At 66.4% G+C, this 16,474-nt stretch carries 14 protein-coding genes and 1 tRNA gene; 7 read left to right on the forward strand and 8 right to left on the reverse strand.

What is annotated here, in order from left to right; translation table 11 throughout:
• Nucleotide 1: 1 nt before the first annotated feature.
• On the reverse strand, nucleotides 2–580 hold the full coding sequence (locus tag OE647_RS13625) for a shikimate kinase (protein WP_263722296.1): 579 nt from the start codon (nucleotides 578–580) through the stop codon (nucleotides 2–4).
• Nucleotides 581–701: 121 nt separating this feature from the next.
• Between OE647_RS13625 and OE647_RS13630 the strand changes: the two genes are divergently transcribed.
• From OE647_RS13630 to OE647_RS13645, 4 genes are read left to right on the forward strand one after another with little or no spacing between them, the layout of a single operon-like run.
• Nucleotides 702–839, forward strand: a complete 138-nt coding sequence (locus OE647_RS13630) for a hypothetical protein (protein ID WP_263722298.1) — start codon at nucleotides 702–704, stop codon at nucleotides 837–839.
• Nucleotides 826–2,373 (forward strand): hypothetical protein, encoded by a 1,548-nt coding sequence (locus OE647_RS13635; RefSeq protein WP_263722300.1) that lies wholly within the window; start codon nucleotides 826–828, stop codon nucleotides 2,371–2,373. Before OE647_RS13630 ends, OE647_RS13635 begins: the two co-directional genes overlap by 14 nt.
• A 4-nt stretch (nucleotides 2,374–2,377) precedes the next feature.
• Nucleotides 2,378–3,304, forward strand: coding sequence for a site-specific tyrosine recombinase XerD (locus OE647_RS13640; RefSeq protein ID WP_263722301.1), 927 nt, complete (start codon nucleotides 2,378–2,380; stop codon nucleotides 3,302–3,304).
• Between the two features lie 49 nt (nucleotides 3,305–3,353).
• Nucleotides 3,354–4,658 (forward strand): HlyC/CorC family transporter, encoded by a 1,305-nt coding sequence (locus tag OE647_RS13645; RefSeq protein WP_263722303.1) that lies wholly within the window; start codon nucleotides 3,354–3,356, stop codon nucleotides 4,656–4,658.
• A 114-nt stretch (nucleotides 4,659–4,772) separates the two neighbouring features.
• Here the strand turns inward: OE647_RS13645 and OE647_RS13650 are convergent, their stop codons facing one another.
• Nucleotides 4,773–6,326, reverse strand: a complete 1,554-nt coding sequence (locus tag OE647_RS13650; protein ID WP_412174954.1) for a helicase HerA-like domain-containing protein — start codon at nucleotides 6,324–6,326, stop codon at nucleotides 4,773–4,775.
• Nucleotides 6,327–6,757: 431 nt separating this feature from the next.
• On the opposite strand from OE647_RS13650, the gene OE647_RS13655 reads away from it, so the two are divergent.
• Nucleotides 6,758–7,390: an invasion associated locus B family protein gene (locus tag OE647_RS13655; RefSeq protein ID WP_263722304.1), complete on the forward strand. Its 633-nt coding sequence runs from the start codon at nucleotides 6,758–6,760 to the stop codon at nucleotides 7,388–7,390.
• A gap of 54 nt (nucleotides 7,391–7,444) precedes the next feature.
• Here the strand turns inward: OE647_RS13655 and OE647_RS13660 are convergent, their stop codons facing one another.
• The 4 genes from OE647_RS13660 to OE647_RS13675 are packed head-to-tail and all read right to left on the reverse strand — an operon-like array spanning nucleotide 7,445 to nucleotide 11,679.
• Nucleotides 7,445–8,647 (reverse strand): beta-ketoacyl-[acyl-carrier-protein] synthase family protein, encoded by a 1,203-nt coding sequence (locus OE647_RS13660; protein WP_263722305.1) that lies wholly within the window; start codon nucleotides 8,645–8,647, stop codon nucleotides 7,445–7,447.
• On the reverse strand, nucleotides 8,644–8,910 hold the full coding sequence (locus OE647_RS13665; protein ID WP_263722306.1) for an acyl carrier protein: 267 nt from the start codon (nucleotides 8,908–8,910) through the stop codon (nucleotides 8,644–8,646). Before OE647_RS13665 ends, OE647_RS13660 begins: the two co-directional genes overlap by 4 nt.
• Nucleotides 8,894–10,027, reverse strand: coding sequence for a UDP-3-O-(3-hydroxymyristoyl)glucosamine N-acyltransferase (gene lpxD, locus OE647_RS13670; RefSeq protein WP_263722307.1), 1,134 nt, complete (start codon nucleotides 10,025–10,027; stop codon nucleotides 8,894–8,896). The genes OE647_RS13665 and lpxD overlap by 17 nt, the downstream gene beginning before the upstream one ends.
• 35 nt (nucleotides 10,028–10,062) lie before the next feature.
• Nucleotides 10,063–11,679 carry a L,D-transpeptidase family protein gene (locus OE647_RS13675; RefSeq protein ID WP_263722308.1) on the reverse strand — a complete coding sequence of 539 codons (1,617 nt, stop codon included), beginning with the start codon at nucleotides 11,677–11,679 and terminating at the stop codon, nucleotides 10,063–10,065.
• 309 nt (nucleotides 11,680–11,988) lie between these two features.
• On the opposite strand from OE647_RS13675, the gene OE647_RS13680 reads away from it, so the two are divergent.
• Nucleotides 11,989–12,558, forward strand: coding sequence for a YcbK family protein (locus OE647_RS13680; RefSeq protein ID WP_263722309.1), 570 nt, complete (start codon nucleotides 11,989–11,991; stop codon nucleotides 12,556–12,558).
• 187 nt (nucleotides 12,559–12,745) lie between these two features.
• On the opposite strand, the gene OE647_RS13685 is transcribed toward OE647_RS13680, so the two are convergent.
• Nucleotides 12,746–12,822: transfer RNA gene (locus OE647_RS13685), tRNA-Arg, on the reverse strand.
• Nucleotides 12,823–13,026: 204 nt separating this feature from the next.
• On the opposite strand from OE647_RS13685, the gene OE647_RS13690 reads away from it, so the two are divergent.
• Nucleotides 13,027–15,219, forward strand: coding sequence for a S8 family peptidase (locus OE647_RS13690; RefSeq protein ID WP_263722310.1), 2,193 nt, complete (start codon nucleotides 13,027–13,029; stop codon nucleotides 15,217–15,219).
• A 32-nt stretch (nucleotides 15,220–15,251) separates the two neighbouring features.
• Here the strand turns inward: OE647_RS13690 and OE647_RS13695 are convergent, their stop codons facing one another.
• On the reverse strand, nucleotides 15,252–16,472 hold the full coding sequence (locus tag OE647_RS13695; protein ID WP_263722311.1) for a cysteine desulfurase: 1,221 nt from the start codon (nucleotides 16,470–16,472) through the stop codon (nucleotides 15,252–15,254).
• Nucleotides 16,473–16,474: the final 2 nt, after the last annotated feature.

The following is a 16,474-nucleotide window of genomic DNA, read 5'->3' on the forward strand; positions in this document are numbered from 1 at the left end:
TTCAGGTCCTTTCCAGGATGCCGCCATGGTCGCCAAGCGCCGCGACGACCTTCTGCGTCATATCATCGACGGAGTAGCTGGGATGCGCCTCGACGGTAACTTCCGCCTGGCTGTAGGCGGGGGTTCGCGCCTCAAGAAGCGCGCGCAGGGTTTCCTTGGGGTCGGCTGTGCGTAGGAGCGGGCGCGTGTTCTTGTGCCGCACGCGCTGCCAGAGCAGGTCGAGATCCGCCTTGAGCCAGACCGCCACGCCCGAGCGCGCGATCGCGGCGCGGTTGTCTGCCGACAGATAGGCCCCGCCGCCGGTGGACAGCACGCAAGGCGCCCCGGTCAGCAACCGTTCCAGCACCTGCGCCTCTTTCTGGCGGAAGAAGGGTTCGCCGTCACGCGCGAAGATTTCGGCCACGCTCATGTTGGCGGCCTTCTCGATCTCGTCGTCCGAATCGACGAAGGGAACACCCAGCGCGCGCGCCAGCGCGTTGCCGACCGCCGTCTTGCCCGCGCCCATCATCCCCACGAGCACCACGGTTTTCTTCAGTCTCGTCGTCACTCTTCCGCCTGTCTGTGCACTCGCCGGCGGCAAACCGCCGCCCGTTCGGCGAACTTTCTGCCCTCAATGGCGTGAACTCGCCGGAAAAGCCATATATAATCGCCTGAGAAGATCCCGGACACGGGGCACAAGAGGCAGAACAAAGGCAGGTCGGATGATAAGGATAGTGAAGTTCCTGGCGACATTGGCGTTGCTCGGCTTTGTCGGAATCGCGGGCTACGCCTACCTTGGCGACATGTCCCCGGCCCGTACCGAGGTCCGCGAACCGGTCGAACTGAATGTCGGCGGATAGGACGCTCCTCGGGGCGGCGATCGCGTTGATGCTTCCCCTGACCGCGGGCGCGGAGGAACCGCTTTCCGCGATAGACTGGCTTTCCAGAACTGTTCAGACGCCGCAGGCGGGCCCCGGGCCCATCGCGCCCATTGACGAGGAACCGGTGGCGACCGCCGCCGCGCCGGCAGAGATCGTCACCCGGCCCATAGATGGTCCCAACCCGGACGCGATCGGCATCCTGCCGGTCGCCTCCACGGGCCTGCCGCGCGGCCTTTGGGGCACGAGCGCGAGCGAGGATCTGGCGCGCCTGATGCGGGCGGAGCGCATCGATACGCTGCCCGCCATCCAGGCGCTGCTGTATTCGCTGCTTCTCGCGGAGCTCGATCCGCCTGCGGACTCGGACGGCCGCGGGCTGGTCTATCTGGCGCGGATCGACCGGCTGCTGGACCTCGGGGCGTTGGAGCCCGCGCTCTCCATGCTCGAAGGCCCCGCGTTGCAGGCGGCGGAGCCCTTTCGCCGCTGGTTCGACGTGGCGCTGCTGACGGGCCAGGAGGACCGCGCCTGCGAAGTCATGCGCGCCACGCCCGAGATCGCGCCAACCTTCCCCGCCCGCGTCTTCTGCCTCGCCCGCGGCGGCGACTGGAACGCGGCCGCACTGTCGCTCAGGACCGGAGAGGCGCTGGGCTACGTCCCCGCCGACATGGCCGAGCTTTTGACCCGTTTTCTTGACCCCGAATTGCTTGAGGGCGAGCCGCCGCTTCCCGTTCCCTCGCGCCCCTCACCGCTGGTCCTGCGCCTGATGGAGGCGATCGGGGAGCCGATGTCGACGACGACGCTCCCGGTCGCCTTCGCGCAATCGGACTTGCGCTCGAATGTCGGCTGGAAGACCCGGCTTGAGGCCGGCGAGCGCCTCGCGCGGACCGGCGCCATCGATCCGAACCGGCTTCTGGGGCTTTACACCGAACGGAAGGCCGCGGCCTCCGGCGGGGTCTGGGACCGCGTCAAGGCCGTGCAACGCTTCGACACGGCGATGACGGCGGGCGACCCCGACGCCGTCGCCATCGCCCTGCCCGAGGTCTGGCGCCAGATGGAGCGGACGGAGCTTGAGGTGCCCTTCGCCACCATCTACGGCGCAGCACTTCAGGACCTGCCGCTGACCGGCGCCGCCAGCGCGCTGGCCTTCCGCATCGGCCTTCTGTCCCCCGAGTTTGAAACCGTGGCGCGCAATCGCCAGCCCCTTGGCGGCATTGAGCCATTCCTAATCGCCATTGCCCGCGGCGATCTTGACGGAACCGCCCCGCACGATCCGGTCGCCGGCGCGATCAAGGCCGCCTTCTCCCGTGGCGCGAGACTGACCGAAGACTATGCCGCGCTCATCTCTGAAAACCGGATGGGAGAGGCGATCCTGATCGCGATCGGCGACATCACCGACGGCGCGCGCGGCGATCTTCGCGACGTGACGGCGGGCCTCTACCTGTTGCGCAGCGTCGGGCTTGAGGGGGTCGCGCGGCGCGCGAGCCTTGAGCTTCTGTTGCTGGAACGACGGGGCTAGCGGGATGGAGCGGCGCATCTCTGCCTTCCTTGAGGCGCAGGCCGCCGAGAACGGGGCGGCGCGCAACACCTGCCTGGCCTATGGGCGCGACCTTATGGATTTCGCGGGCTGGCTCGCCCGGCGCGGGCTGGATTTCGATCACGCTGGCAAGGCGGATATCGAGGCCTACCTCGTCGCCTGCGACGCGCAGGGCCTGTCGCAGGCGACGCGCGCACGCCGTCTCTCCGCGATCCGGCAACTCTTCCGCTTCGGGTACGAGGAAGGCTGGCGCGCCGACAACCCGGCGCTGCGCATTTCCGGTCCCGGCCGCGCGAAACGCCTGCCCGGCACGCTTGCCACCGAAGAGGTCGAGGCGCTGCTGATCGCGGCACGCGACCACGGCCGCAGCCCCGGCGAACGGTTGCGGAACCTCTGTCTGGTGGAGGTGCTCTACGCCACCGGCATGCGGGTGAGCGAGCTCGTCTCCCTCCCCGTGGCCGCGGTGCGGGGCGATCCGCGGATGATCCTGGTCAGCGGCAAGGGCGGCAAGGAACGCATGGTGCCGCTGTCGTCCCCCGCCCGCACGGCCCTGACAGACTGGCTCGTCCATCGCGACGCAGTGGAGGAGGAGGCCCGCATCGCGCGCCGCGCCGCGCCTTCCCGCTTCCTCTTCCCCTCCGCCGGGGTCGCAGGGCACCTGACGCGCCAGGCGTTCCACGCGTTGATCAAGGACATCGCCGTGCGCGCCGGGCTTTCCCCCGCCCGCGTCTCGCCGCACAAGCTGCGCCACGCCTTCGCCACCCACCTTCTGGCCGGCGGCGCCGACCTTCGCGCGATCCAGACGCTGCTGGGCCATGCCGACATCTCCACGACCGAGATCTATACGCATGTCCTGGACGAACGGCTGAAGGCCCTGGTGCTGGAACATCACCCTCTGGCGCGGGGCGCTTGAACGCGACCGGGCCGCACCCCATAAAGGGCGGACCATACCAGGACATCCCATGGACAGCGCATCCGCCTACGACACCGCCTTCTGGCTCACCACCGGCGCCATCGCCGTGCTTCTGATGCTTTCGGCCTTCTTCTCCGGGTCGGAGACCGCCCTGACGGCGGCCTCACGCGGCAAGCTGCGCGCCCAGGCCGATCGCGGCAGCAAGGGAGCGGAGGTCGCGCTTGAGGTGACCGAGGATAATGAGCGTCTGATCGGCGCCGTCCTTCTTGGCAACAACGTGGTCAATATCCTGTCGGCCTCGCTCGCCACCGCGCTGCTCACCCGGCTTTTCGGCGACAGCGGCGTGGCGCTCGCGACGCTGGTGATGACGGCGCTCGTCCTGATCTTCTCGGAGGTTCTGCCCAAGACCTGGGCCATCACCAAGCCCGAAACCGCCGCGGCCTTTGTTGCGCGTCCGATCCGGCTTGTCGTGATCGTGCTCTCACCCATCGTCGCCCTGGTGCGCCTGATCGTGCGACTGTTCCTGATGATCTTCGGCGTGCGCACCGACCCCGACAGCCATATCCTGTCCCTGCGCGAAGAGATCGCGGGCGCGCTCGCACTCGGCCATTCCGAGGGCGCGGTGCAGAAAGAGGACCGCGACCGCCTCCTCGGCGCGCTCGACCTTTCCGACCGCACGGTGGAAGAGGTCATGCGCCACCGCTCCAAGATCGAGATGATCGATCTCGACGCGGCCCCCGACGCGATCCTCTCGGCCGTCCTCGCCTCCCCCCACTCGCGCCTGCCGCTTTACCGGGGCGAACGCGACAACGTGCTTGGGGTGATCCACGCCAAGGACCTGCTGCGCGCCGTCGACAAGACCCTGCGCGGCGGCGACGGGACCCTCAGCGCGCTGCGCGACCTCGACATCCTCGCGGTCGCGATGAAGCCCTATTTCGTCCCCGAAACCACGCCGCTCGACGAACAGATGCGCGAATTCCTCAAGCGCCGCAGCCACTTCGCGCTGGTCGTTGACGAATACGGCGACCTGCGCGGTCTGATCACGCTCGAGGATATCCTGGAGGAAATCGTGGGGCAGATCGCGGACGAGTTCGACATCGACGCCGAACACCAGATCAAGCAGGGCGACAACGGCGCCATCCTCGTCGATGGCGCCATGACGATTCGCGATCTCAACCGCGCGACCGACTGGTCCCTGCCCGACGACGAGGCCAACACCATCGCCGGCCTCGTCATTCACGAGGCCCAGATGATCCCGACCGAGGGCCAGGTCTTCTCCTTCCACGGTTTCCGCTTCGAGGTCATCAGCCGCAAGGAAAACCGCCTGACGCGGCTGAAGATCCGCCCGCTTTAAGCGGCTTCTTCATTGTCCAAATACCCGAACCCGAACGCGGCCTGCACGGCAGGCCGCGTGAGAGATGTCTTGCGCGTGGCCCCTTTTGGGGCCGCGCGCGCCGCTCACTTCCCCTCAGCGCGACTTGAAGAGCGAGCCGAGGATGCCGCGCACGATCGCCTGGCCTGTCTTGGTCCCCAGCTGCCGAACGACGCTCTTGCCGAAGGCCTCCAGCATCGTGTCCGACCGCCGCGACGGTGACGAGCGCCGCGAACTCGACCGCCCGGTGGTGCGGTCGTCGTAGCGCCGGCTTTCGCGCGCGCGGCGCTCCTCTTCCTTCAGGCGCTCCTCCTCCTCCTCGGCGCGGGCCGCGGCCTTTGCCGCCGCCTCCGCCCGCTCGGCAAGCCGCTCGAAGGCGGAGTCGCGATCAATCTCCCGGTCGTACTTGGCTGACAGGCCTGAGGACGCGATCACGCCGCGCCGCTCGGCCTGCGTGATCGGGCCCAACTGGCTCGCCGGCGGGCGCACCAGCGTCCGCTCCACCATCCCCGGCACGCCCTTGGCCTGAAGGAAGGAGGTCACAGCCTCGCCCACGCCCACTTCCTTGATCGCCGTCTCGGTGTCGAAGGCCGGGTTCGGGCGATAGTTCTGCGCCGCGCGCCGCAGGTCCTGCTGATCCTTCGCGGTAAAGGCCCGCAACGCATGCTGCACGCGGTTGCCCAACTGCCCCAGCACATCGTCCGGCACGTCGGCCGGATTCTGGGTGATAAAGTAGACGCCGACCCCCTTGGACCGGATCAATCGCGCCACCTGCTCCACCTTGTCGACCAGCGCCTTCGGGGCGTCGTCGAAGAGAAGGTGCGCCTCGTCGAAGAAGAAGACGAGCTTCGGTTTGTCGGGATCGCCGACCTCGGGCAGTTCCTCGAAAAGCTCCGACAGGAGCCAGAGCAGGAAGGTCGCGTAAAGCCGGGGCGAGCCCATCAGCTTGTCGGCGGCCAGGACGTTGACTCGCCCGCGTCCGTCGGCGCCGACATGCATCATGTCCGTTAGTTCCAGCGCAGGTTCGCCAAAGAACTTCGCAGCCCCCTGGTTCTCCAAGACCAGAAGCGCGCGCTGGATCGCACCCACCGTCGCGGTCGCGACATTGCCGTAACGCAGCGCCAGTTCGCTCGCGTTCTGGCCGATCCAGACCAGCATCGCCCGCAGGTCCTTGAGGTCGAGAAGCGGCAGCCCCTCTTCATCGGCGACGCGGAAGGCGACGTTCAAAACGCCCTCCTGCGCCTCGGTCAGGTCCAGAAGCCGGGCGAGCAGCAACGGCCCCATTTCGGAAACCGTGGTGCGAACCGGGTGCCCCTGTTCCCCGAAAAGGTCCCAGAAGACCGCCGGAAAGGCCTCGTATTCAAGCTCATAGCCGATGGTGGCGCAGCGCTTCTGGAAGGCCTCGTGCAGCTTGTGCGTGGGCGAGCCCGCGACTGCGATACCCGAAAGATCACCCTTCACATCGGCCATGAATACCGGCACGCCCGCCTTGGAAAACCCCTCGGCCAGGATCTGAAGCGTCACGGTCTTGCCGGTCCCCGTCGCCCCGGCCACCAGCCCGTGACGGTTCGCGTAGCGCAGCAACAGCTCCTGCGGTGCGGCATAGCCCTCGCCGCCGCCGCCCACGAATAGTCCGCCCTCTGTCAGCACCCTGCCCCTCCGTTGCCTCTGATCATTCCCGATGACAATAACTTGTTAACCATTTGGTGCCAGCCTGAAACTGCCGGCCGGAACGGCGTCCTGCGCGGCAGACTTCCTCCCTGTTTGACTGGCCGCGCCCTTCCGGCGCGGCTTTTTTTGGGACCTCAGAAAGATTTCAAAGGGGCGCAAGATTAGCTGTTGACGGAACCAAGCGAAGTTACTAGCGTTCGGCGCAATGAGAAAGTCGGCCAGTCCGACGGGGAGCATAGAAATACGAAAAGGGCCCGCCTGCGGGCCCTTTTCTTCGTTGGGAGCGGCCCTTTCGGGCGCCTTGGGCGGAAAGCCGCTGGTTTTTTCCCAGGCACGGCGACCGGGCACCTGACAGTGCGGCACCGACGTGGTAATCCGCCGCAAACCCGTTACCCAAAAAGGGAAAGATCATGACCCATCTGAGCAGAACATTCGCGCTAGTGGCGGCCATCGGCCTCGCGGCGCCGGTCTGGGCGCAAAGCGACACGACGACCGAAGCCCCTGCCGCAGAGGCCACCACCGCCGAGACGACCGCACCCGAGGCGACGTCGGGCGTCTCGGTCAGCGACCGCCCCGCGGCTGCCGAAGACAGCGCCGATGGCTACCTTGCTTCTGAACATGGCGCCTGGCAGATCCGCTGCCTTCACGCCGAGGATGGTTCCGACCCCTGCCAGATGTATCAGGTGGTGAAAGACGACAAGGGCAACAGCGTCGCCGACATGCTGGTGCTGCTGCCGGGCGAGGGCGAAGACGCCGCGGCCTTCATCCAGATTTCCGCACCGCTTTCGTCGCTGCTGCCGGCGGGCGTGACCGTGAAGATCGACAGCGCCGCGCCCAAGCGGCTTCCCTATCTCTGGTGCACGCATCGCGGTTGCGTCACGCGCGCGCAGCTGACGGCGGCCGAGCTTGAAGAATTCAAGAAGGGCAACGCCTTCAATGCCGTCGTGGTGCCTGCCGTCGCGCCGGACAAACAGGTGACCGCGTCTTTCTCGCTCTCGGGCTTCACCGCCGCCTTTGACGCACTGCAAGCGACCGGCAAGTAATCCACGATCGGCCTCAGGCCCGACCACAGAGCGCCGCCCCTCGGGGCGGCGTTTTCATTCGGCGGCGCGAAGCGCCAGGACCGCGTTGAGCCCACCGAAGGCGAAGGCATTCGAAAGGGCGGCTGCGACGGGCCAGTGCCGCGCCTCATGCGTCACGACGTCAAGCGCGCAGTCGGGATCGTCGGCACGATGCCCGGCAGTCGGGGCGATCACGCCCTCGCCGAGCGCCAAAAGAACCGCCAGCAACTCCACCGCGCCCGCCGCCCCGATCAGGTGCCCATGGAGCGACTTGGTGGAGGAAATCGGAACCGATCCTGCCGCTTCGCCAAATACCCTGCGGATTGCCGCGCATTCGCTGCGGTCGTTGACCGCCGTCCCGGTCCCATGGGCGTTGATATAGCCGATCGCCTCGGGCAAGAGCCCGGCGTCGTCAAGCGCCGCACGCATCGCGGCCTCCGCCCCTGCCGGATCGGGAACAACGATATCGCCCGCATCCGCGCTCATCCCGAAGCCGGCGACCTCGGCAAGGATCGGGGCACCCCGGGCGATCGCGCGCGCACGGTCCTCCAGCACGAAAACCGCCGCACCTTCGCCCATCACCAGCCCGTCGCGGCTGGCGCAGAACGGTCGACACCCGGTTTGCGAAAGCACGCGGAGCCCCTCCCAGGCCTTGATGCCGCCGAAACTCAGCATCGCCTCCGACCCGCCGGCAAGCATGACTGGTGCCGCGCCCGAGCGAACCATCTGGAAGGCCAGACCAATTGCATGGTTCGACGCTGCGCAAGCGGTCGAGACAGTGAAGGACGGGCCGCGCAGGCCGTAGGCCATCGTCAGATGCGAGGTGGCCGCGTTGGCCATCAGGCGCGGCACGGTGAAGGGATGGGCCCGCTGTGCACCGTCGGCGAAGACCGCGCGATAGGCGGCCTCGGACGACATGAGGCCGCCGCCAGCGGTTCCCAGAATGACGCCCGCGCCGGGGGTCAACGCCCCCACGCCCGCTTGCGCGACCGCTTCTTCCGCCGCAACCAGCGCGAACTGCGCGAAGCGGTCGCAAAGCGACATTTGCCTTGGCGTCAGGCGTGCGCCCGGGTCGAAATCCCGGACCTGAGCCCCGATGCGCACCGACAGGCGGTCCAGATCGGGGATGGAAAACGGGCCGATGGCGCTGCGTCCTGCACGAAGACCGGCGTAGGTCTCCGGAACGGAATGGCCAAGGGGATTGACCGTGCCCGCCCCGGTTATGACGACACGCCTCATGCCGCGGCGGGCCGCGCCCTCAGCGCCTCGACCCCTGCGACGATGCCACCCACGGTCGACAGGTCAAAGCCGCCACCGTCCTCCGGCGTATTGGCGTTGAAGGGGATGGAGATGGCAAACCGCTCCTCCAGCGCGAAGATCGTCTCGACAAGCCCCAGACTGTCGAGCCCAAGCGTCGCGAGTTCCGTCGTCATCCCGATCTCGGCGGCGTCTACGCCCGAGTGCAGCGCCAGGATCGCGATTACATCAGCTTGCGTCGTCATCCGAACCTCTTTCATCCTCGATCGCAATCCCAGATTGCCCCGATTCCGCGACAGTTTTGCGAAGTTCAGCCAGTTGCTCGCTCATCCGGCCAAGCCTGCGGATGTGTTTCCAATTCGCGATCTGCGTGTCCATCTTGATCGCGGGGTAACCCAGAAGCACCCGCCCCTTCGGCGCGTTCGACATGATCTTGGTGCCCGCACCGGCGATCACGTCGTCGCCGACGAAGATATTGTCGGACACCCCGACCTGGCCGCCAAGCACCACGCGGTCGCCGACCCTGGCAGAGCCAGCGATGCCAGACTGGCCGCAGATCAGGCAGTCGCGCCCGACGACCACGTTGTGGCCAAGATGGACCTGGTTGTCGAGCTTGGTGCCCGAGCCGATGCTGGTGGCGCGGATCGTGCCCCGGTCGATCGTCGCGGTGGCGCCGATTTCAACATCGTCGCCGATCTCCACCGTGCCGATGGAGTGGATGCGGGTCCAGGACTGCGCCCGGATCTCTGCCCGGTGCCCAAGCGTCTCGCGGATCTCCTCGGCCCCCGACTTTTCCGGCGTGACGAAAGAAAACCCGTCAGAGCCGATCACCGCGTTCGGGTGGCAGATGAACCGATCGCCGATGGTGACGCGCGGGCCGATCCAGACCCCCGGCAGGATCAGCGCATCGGCGCCGATCACCGTCTCCGCCTCGATCGAGACGCGTGGCGCGATGCGGGCACGCGCGCCGATCCGGACCCCACGGCCAACGGTCACGAAGGGGCCGATCGCAGCGCCCTCGCCAATTTCGGCGGTGGGGTCGATAACGGCAAGCGGGTGAATGCCGGGGGCGATCTCTGGCCCCGGATCGAGCGCCCGCGTGATACCGGCCATGGCATAGCGAGGGCGCGGAACGAAGATCGCGCCCTCCAGGCCCAAGGCGCCCCAATCGGCACCCTCCCACAGGACGGCGGCGCGCGCGCGCCCCTTCGACAGACCGCTGGCATATTTCGGGTCCATCGCCAACGCCAGATCCTCCGGCCCGGCCATGGCCGGCTCGGAGGCGCCGGCGATGCGCAGCGCGCCGTCGCCTTCCAGCCGCGCGCCCAGGGCCGCGGCAATCTCTGCGAGGGTTTGGCTCATCGGTTCGGCCTTATTCGGGAACTCTTTCCCCGGATTTAGCCTTGAAGGCCCGCCAACTCCACCCCGGCGGCACGCATCGCGTCGAAAATCTTCGCATCGCGGCCATAGACATCGCGCCGATACTCGATCCCGCCCTTCGCAGAGGGCCAGGCGGTAAAGTAGACCAGATGCACCGGAACGGGCCGGTCCAGCGGCAGCGTCGATTCACGCCCCGTCTGAAGATAGGACTTGAACAGCCCGACCGGATCGTCGCTTTGCGGCGCAAGCAGCGTATAGGCAAAGTCGAAGGGGCTACCCAGGCGGATGCAGCCGTGGCTGAAGGCGCGCACCTCGCGCTTGAAAAGCGATTTCGACGGCGTGTCGTGCAGGTAGATGTTGTAGGGGTTGGGGAACATGAACTTCACCAGCCCCAGCGCGTTGCTGCCTGAAGGCGCCTGGGACATCGCGAAGGGGAAGTTCGACGCGGTGAACTGCGTGAAATCCACCGCTTCCCGATCGACGGCCTGGCCGCGCCGGTCGGTAATGCGCAGGTGGCGGACCGAATTCGGATCCTTCTGGAGCATCGGCAGATACTCCTTCGTCGCGATCGAGCGCGGGACATTCCAGGTCGGGTTGATGACCATGAATTCCATCAGGTCGGAGAACTCCGGGCTGCGCCGGTCGCCCTGGTTCATCCCGACGACGGTCACCGTCTCGAACGTGACCTTGCCGTGGTCTATGACCTTGGCGGTGAAATCGGGCAGGTTGACCCAGATGTGCCGCTCCCCGAGGGGGATGCCGTTCATCCAGCGCAGCCGCTCCATCGCGACCAGCACGGACTGGAGGCGTTCCGCCGGTGTCCGGTTCAGCTCCGCGACCGTCCCCTCGCCCACCACACCGTCGGCCTGCATGCCGTTATCGAGTTGAAACCGCTGCACGGCCTTCTGGATCGTGCCGTCATAGACCTGCGTGGCCGAGGCGCGCAGGTACCCAAGCGCCACCAGCTTGTCGCGCAAGGCCGCAACTGCAGCGCCCTTGGCCCCCGGCTCCAGCTTGCCGATCCGAAGGTCAGGCCCCCAGCCGCCGTCCAGCATCGCGCGTTCAAGGTCCAGCCGGGTCTTCATCAACTGCGCATATTGCGGCATCTGCGGCGGAAGCGAACGCAGAAAGCCGTTGGGTTCCGCGACGGCGAATTGTTCGAGCATCGCGCGAAGGTCGCGCTCTGGCACCGCCCGGACAAGGCCCGGGTCGATCGAGGCAGGCTTGATGAATCCCGTCTGCACCTCATGCGCATAGGCAAGGAAAGCCCGCGACATCGCGACCTCAAGCCGCCCGCGCTGCCGTTCGGAGGTCAGGCGTTCAAACCCCTTCCGCAGATCCGCCGCACCGTAATGCGACAAAGGCAGGCCGTGATCGCCGGCGTGGTCAAGCGCGATGAACAGCGCCGCGCGCCGCGCCGCGTCCGCACCCGTTGTCCAAAGCGGCGCATAGTCGTGGTCACGGTAATACCCCGACAGCACCGGATCGCCGGCCGCGGCCTCCGCCACAGCCTGGCGGAACGGCGTGACCTCCGCCTCTGCCCGCCCGGAGACCGCCAGAACGGCCCAGATCGCCGCCAGTATGGCAAGAAGGCGACCGGAAGCTGCGACGTGCCGACGAATACTGGCGGACATGGAACCCTCAACCCTTCGCATTGCAAACAGAGGCCAGTTTCCGTGATTTTCTTGGCCAAGTCCATCGAGCGCTGGTGCGCGCTGCGCCAAGTTGTCGCGCAATTGCAACGCTTTGAAGCTAAGCTGGGAACCGCCTCTCGCGATCGTGATTATCGGCGAAATCTCGCCGAAAGGCGATTTATTTCAATCTTCGCAACAAATCCGCGATTGGCCTGAGAATCATTCCATGCCATAAAGTCGTCGCACTTGGGGAAGTGGCCGTAACTACAAGCCGCTAAAAGGCGGCGAAACGCTTGGGGACAGGCACTCATGAACTCAGCTGGACCTTCCGGATTCACGCGCCGTGGATTGCTGACCGCGTTTGCCGCGACGGTGATCACCGCGGCGCCCACGTGCTCGAACGCCTTCGGCTTCCTCAAGGGCGCGGGTGATATCCGCCGCATCAAGATGTATTCGGGCCGGACCGGCGAAAGCCTTGACACGATCTACTGGATCGAAGGGGAGTACATCCCTGAGGCGCTGAAGGAAATCAATTACTTCATGCGCGACTGGCGCAGCAACGAAGTCAAGAAGATCGACCCGCGCACCGTCGACATCGCCGCCGCCTCGCACCGGCTTCTGGACGTGTCGGAGCCCTACATGCTGCTGTCCGGCTACCGGACCCCCTCGACCAACGCCATGCTGCGCTCGAAATCGCGCGGCGTCGCCCGCAATTCCTTGCACATGGTCGGCCAAGCCGCTGACCTGCGCCTGCGCTCGCGTTCGGTTGGGCAGATGTACCAGGCCGCCACGGCCTGCAATGCGGGCGGGGTCGGAAAATACTCGAAGTCGAATTTCGTCCATATGGATTGCGGCCCGATCCGGACCTGGGGTCGCTGAGCGCCCCGCCTCCAGACTAAGATCGTCTTGACGAATGGCCGCCCCGAAACGGGCGGCTTTCTTCTTTTCCGGCGCTTTTGGGATCGGGCACGGCGGTACCAGAACGAGGGTTTCTTGGCCGATGCCAGATCTAGACGTCGGTCCAGATCCCGGCGCCGAGTGAATCCTGCCATTGCAAGAGATTTACTGGCGCACCCGACAGGATTCGAACCTGTGACCTCTGCCTTCGGAGGGCAGCACTCTATCCAGCTGAGCTACGGGTGCGCTGGTAGCGGGTCTATAGCCGGGGATTTCGACAGTTTCAACGGCGCAGCGCTATCCTCGTGTTCTTTTTCGTCGCGGTTGTGGCCGGGCGCCTCCCCGAAACCGCGAACCCACTGGCCAAGTGCCCCAAATGGCTTGATCGGTGGGCGAAAAAATGCCGCAATCGGGGAGAAGACCGATGCTGCAACAGAAATGAGTCCCGCCATGCCCGAATTCGTTTCCGAGAGGTATTCAAGCGCGGTGCAAGGCCCCGTGCGCCTCGCCCTGCTGAGATCGACGCTCTGCGGGACGGCGCTTCTGGCACTGGCCGCTTGTGGCGGCGGCGGTGACGGCGATGGCGGGGGCTCGGGCAGTCAGGACGAATATTCGGTCAACGTTCCGGTTCCCCCCGATTCCGGCGGCACGGGCATTCTCGGGTCCTACTACGTCTCCACCTTCGCACCCTACGAGGCATTGGCCGCGCAGCTTCGCACCTCTGCGCTCTATACCATTCAGAGGATTGGCGCGAGCTTCGCGCCCATCGCCGCACGGGTCGAATACGCCCACGCGGTAGGGCTGACGGGAAAAGGCCAGGTCATCTCGATCGTCGATGCCGGGTTCCGCAAGACACACGAGACCATTGCGGACAGCATCATCCAGATTCAGCCAGAGGCCGAGACGTCGCTTGATCCAGACGGTCGCTCTCACGGAACCATGGTCGCCTCGATCGCGGCTGGATACTCGGACACGATAGTCGGGGTGGCGCCAAATGCCTCCCTTTTGCTTGGAAGCTTTAACACCGACAGCACGCTCGCCAGGGCGACGAATGCCGCGCTGAGCAACGGCGCGGTGGCCCAGAACAACTCCTGGGGGCTTGTGGACGGCACGACCTTCGGAACGCTTTACGCAACCCCCGAAAACTTCCAGGCCGTGTTCGGGTCGGGCACGGCCTATACCAGGGCGCTTCAAGCCTATTCCGCCCAGGGGGTCGTTGTCTTTGCCGTTTCGAACGACACCACGGACACGATGGCTGGCCTGATGGAGGGGCTTCCCCTCCTGATGCCGGAGCTGGAATCCGGCTGGCTTGCCGTTGCCAACGCCCTGCCCGACTATGACGCGAACGGCATCAACTCCGTCCAGCTTGTCTCTGCCGCCTGCCTTGAGGCGGCGGCCTGGTGCCTGCTTGCCGACGGCACCTGGTACGGCGCAACGGCGTCGGGCGATGCCAGCTACGGCATCGGTTACGGCTCCTCCTTTGCCGCGCCGCAGGTCACGGGGGCGCTCGCGCTTCTGGCAGAGGCGTTCCCGAACCTGACCCCGCATCAGCTCCGCCTGCGGCTTCTGGCCTCGGCCGACAACAGCTTCTTTACCCCGGACCAATGGCTTGAGATCGAGAACGGGCTGAAGCACGGCTACAACGACACCTACGGCCACGGCTTCCTCGACATCCGCGCCGCCCTGCTCCCGATCGGCACGCCCAAGGTGACGCTCGCCAACGGGATCGCGGTGACGTTGGAGAAGCCACCGGTAGTGGCAGGCAGCGCCTTTGGGGATTCCATCTCGCGCAGCCTGTCGTCGGTCAACATCTCCGTCACCGATAGTCTCGACGCCGAATTCCGCACCCCCGGCGGGGCGCTCACCGCGACGGCGGGCCTGCCGGAACTGGGCACGGCCCGCTTGGCCCGCGCCTTCTCGACCGGGCTTGAGGCGCGCCGCGTGGCAAGCCTTGGCGGGTTTTCGGACAGCTTTGAGAGCTTCCCGGGCCGGACCGTCACGACGCGCACGGCGGACACAAGGCTTTCTGCCTCGGTGCTGATGCCCGAGGGCGGAACTGGCGACTACGGGATCAGTGTTTCGACCGCGCTGGCCGAAGGGCCGACGCGGCTTGACCTGGGCCTGAAGGTCGCGCGCGATCAGGGTACGGTCCTTGGCCTGGGCGACGATGGCGCGGGCAGCGACCTTTTCGCCGTTCAACTGGCGCTTTCGCAGGAATTGGCGGGCGACACCTTCGTCTCTCTGACCGGCGAAGTCGGCCGCGCCAGCCTTGCGCAGACGGAGATCTTCTCAGACGTGTCTTCCGCCAGTTTCGACAGCGTGGGGCTGGAGGTCGGTCGCCGCAACCTGGCGACCAAGGGCGACCGGCTTGCCTTTGGCGCGCGACTGCCGATGGCTGTGACCTCCGGCAAGGCCGAGGCCGTCCTGCCCGTCTTCAGCCGTGCCACTGGCACCACAAGCTACGAGCCGATCGCGATCGACCTCGCGCCCGAAGCGCGCCAGCTTGATCTTTCGGTCAGCTACCAGCGCCCGGTCGGCGACAACCTGGAGCTGATGCTGGAACTCGTCCACTCCAAGAACCAGGGCAACCGCGCGGGCGAGCAGGACTCCGCGGCCGTTCTGGCGCTGACCTGGGCGTTCTGAGCCACCGCGGTGGCCCCCTGACCGCCGCAGGGTCAGGCGAAAAGTTCGTGGCAGAACTCCAGCGCCTCGACCAGACGGTCGATCTCTTCGGTGGTGTTGTAGAGCCCGAAGGAGGCGCGGCAGGTCGCGCCGACGCCCAGATGCTCCAGAAGCGGCATCGCGCAGTGGGTCCCTGCCCGCACCGCGATCCCCTTCTTGTCGAGCACGGTGGAGATGTCATGCGCATGCGCCGCACCTTCCAGCGTGAAGGAGAAGATCGCCCCCTTGCCCGGCGCATGGCCCTGGACGTTCAGCCAATTCAGCCCCTGGAAGCGTGCGATCGCGTGGTCCCGCAGCGCCGCCTCATGCGCGGCGACGTTCTCCATCCCCAGGTCCATGAGGTATTCGAGCGCCACGCCCATCCCGATCTGCTGGACGATGCCGGGGGTCCCGGCCTCGAACTTCATCGGCGGGTCGTTGTAGGTGACGGCGTCGCGCGAAACCTCGCGGATCATGTCGCCGCCGCCGAGGAAGGGGCGCATCTCCGCCATGCGGGCCTTGGAAATCCAGATCGCGCCCGACCCTGAGGGGCCGTAGAGCTTGTGGCCCGTGATCGCGTAGAAGTCGCAGCCGATCTCGGGGATCGAGACCGGCCGGTGCACCGATCCCTGGCTGCCGTCCACCAGAACCGGCACGCCCTTGGCCCGCGCCCCCCGGCAGATCGCGGCAACATCAACCAATGTGCCGGTCACGTTCGACATCTGGGTGACGGCGACCAGCTTGGTCCGAGGGCCGATGGTGTCGATCACCTTTTGCGGATCGAGTGTCATGTCGGGTTCGGGCTCGACCCATTTCAACACCACCCCCTGCCGTTCGCGAAGGAAATGCCAGGGGACGATATTGGCGTGATGTTCCAGAACGCTGAGCACGATTTCGTCCCCGGCCTCAAGCCGCGGCGCGGCCCAGGCGTAGGACACAAGATTGATCCCCTCGGTCGTCCCGGTGGTAAAGACGATCTCCTCCGGGTCCGGGGCGCCAAGGAAGCGCGCAACGATCCCGCGAACCGCCTCGTACTTGTCAGTCGCAAGGTTAGACAGGTAGTGCAGACCCCTGTGAACATTGGCATATTCGTGTTCATAGGCGCGGGTCATGGCGTCGATCACGACCTGTGGCTTCTGGGCCGAGGCGCCGTTGTCCAGATAGATCAGCGGCTTGCCGTTCACCTCACGCGAGAGGATGGGGAAATCCGCGCGCACGCGGGCGATATCATACATGG

This window comes from Albidovulum sediminicola (genome assembly GCF_025751575.1).
GTDB classification, from domain to species: Bacteria; Pseudomonadota; Alphaproteobacteria; order Rhodobacterales; family Rhodobacteraceae; genus Albidovulum; species Albidovulum sediminicola.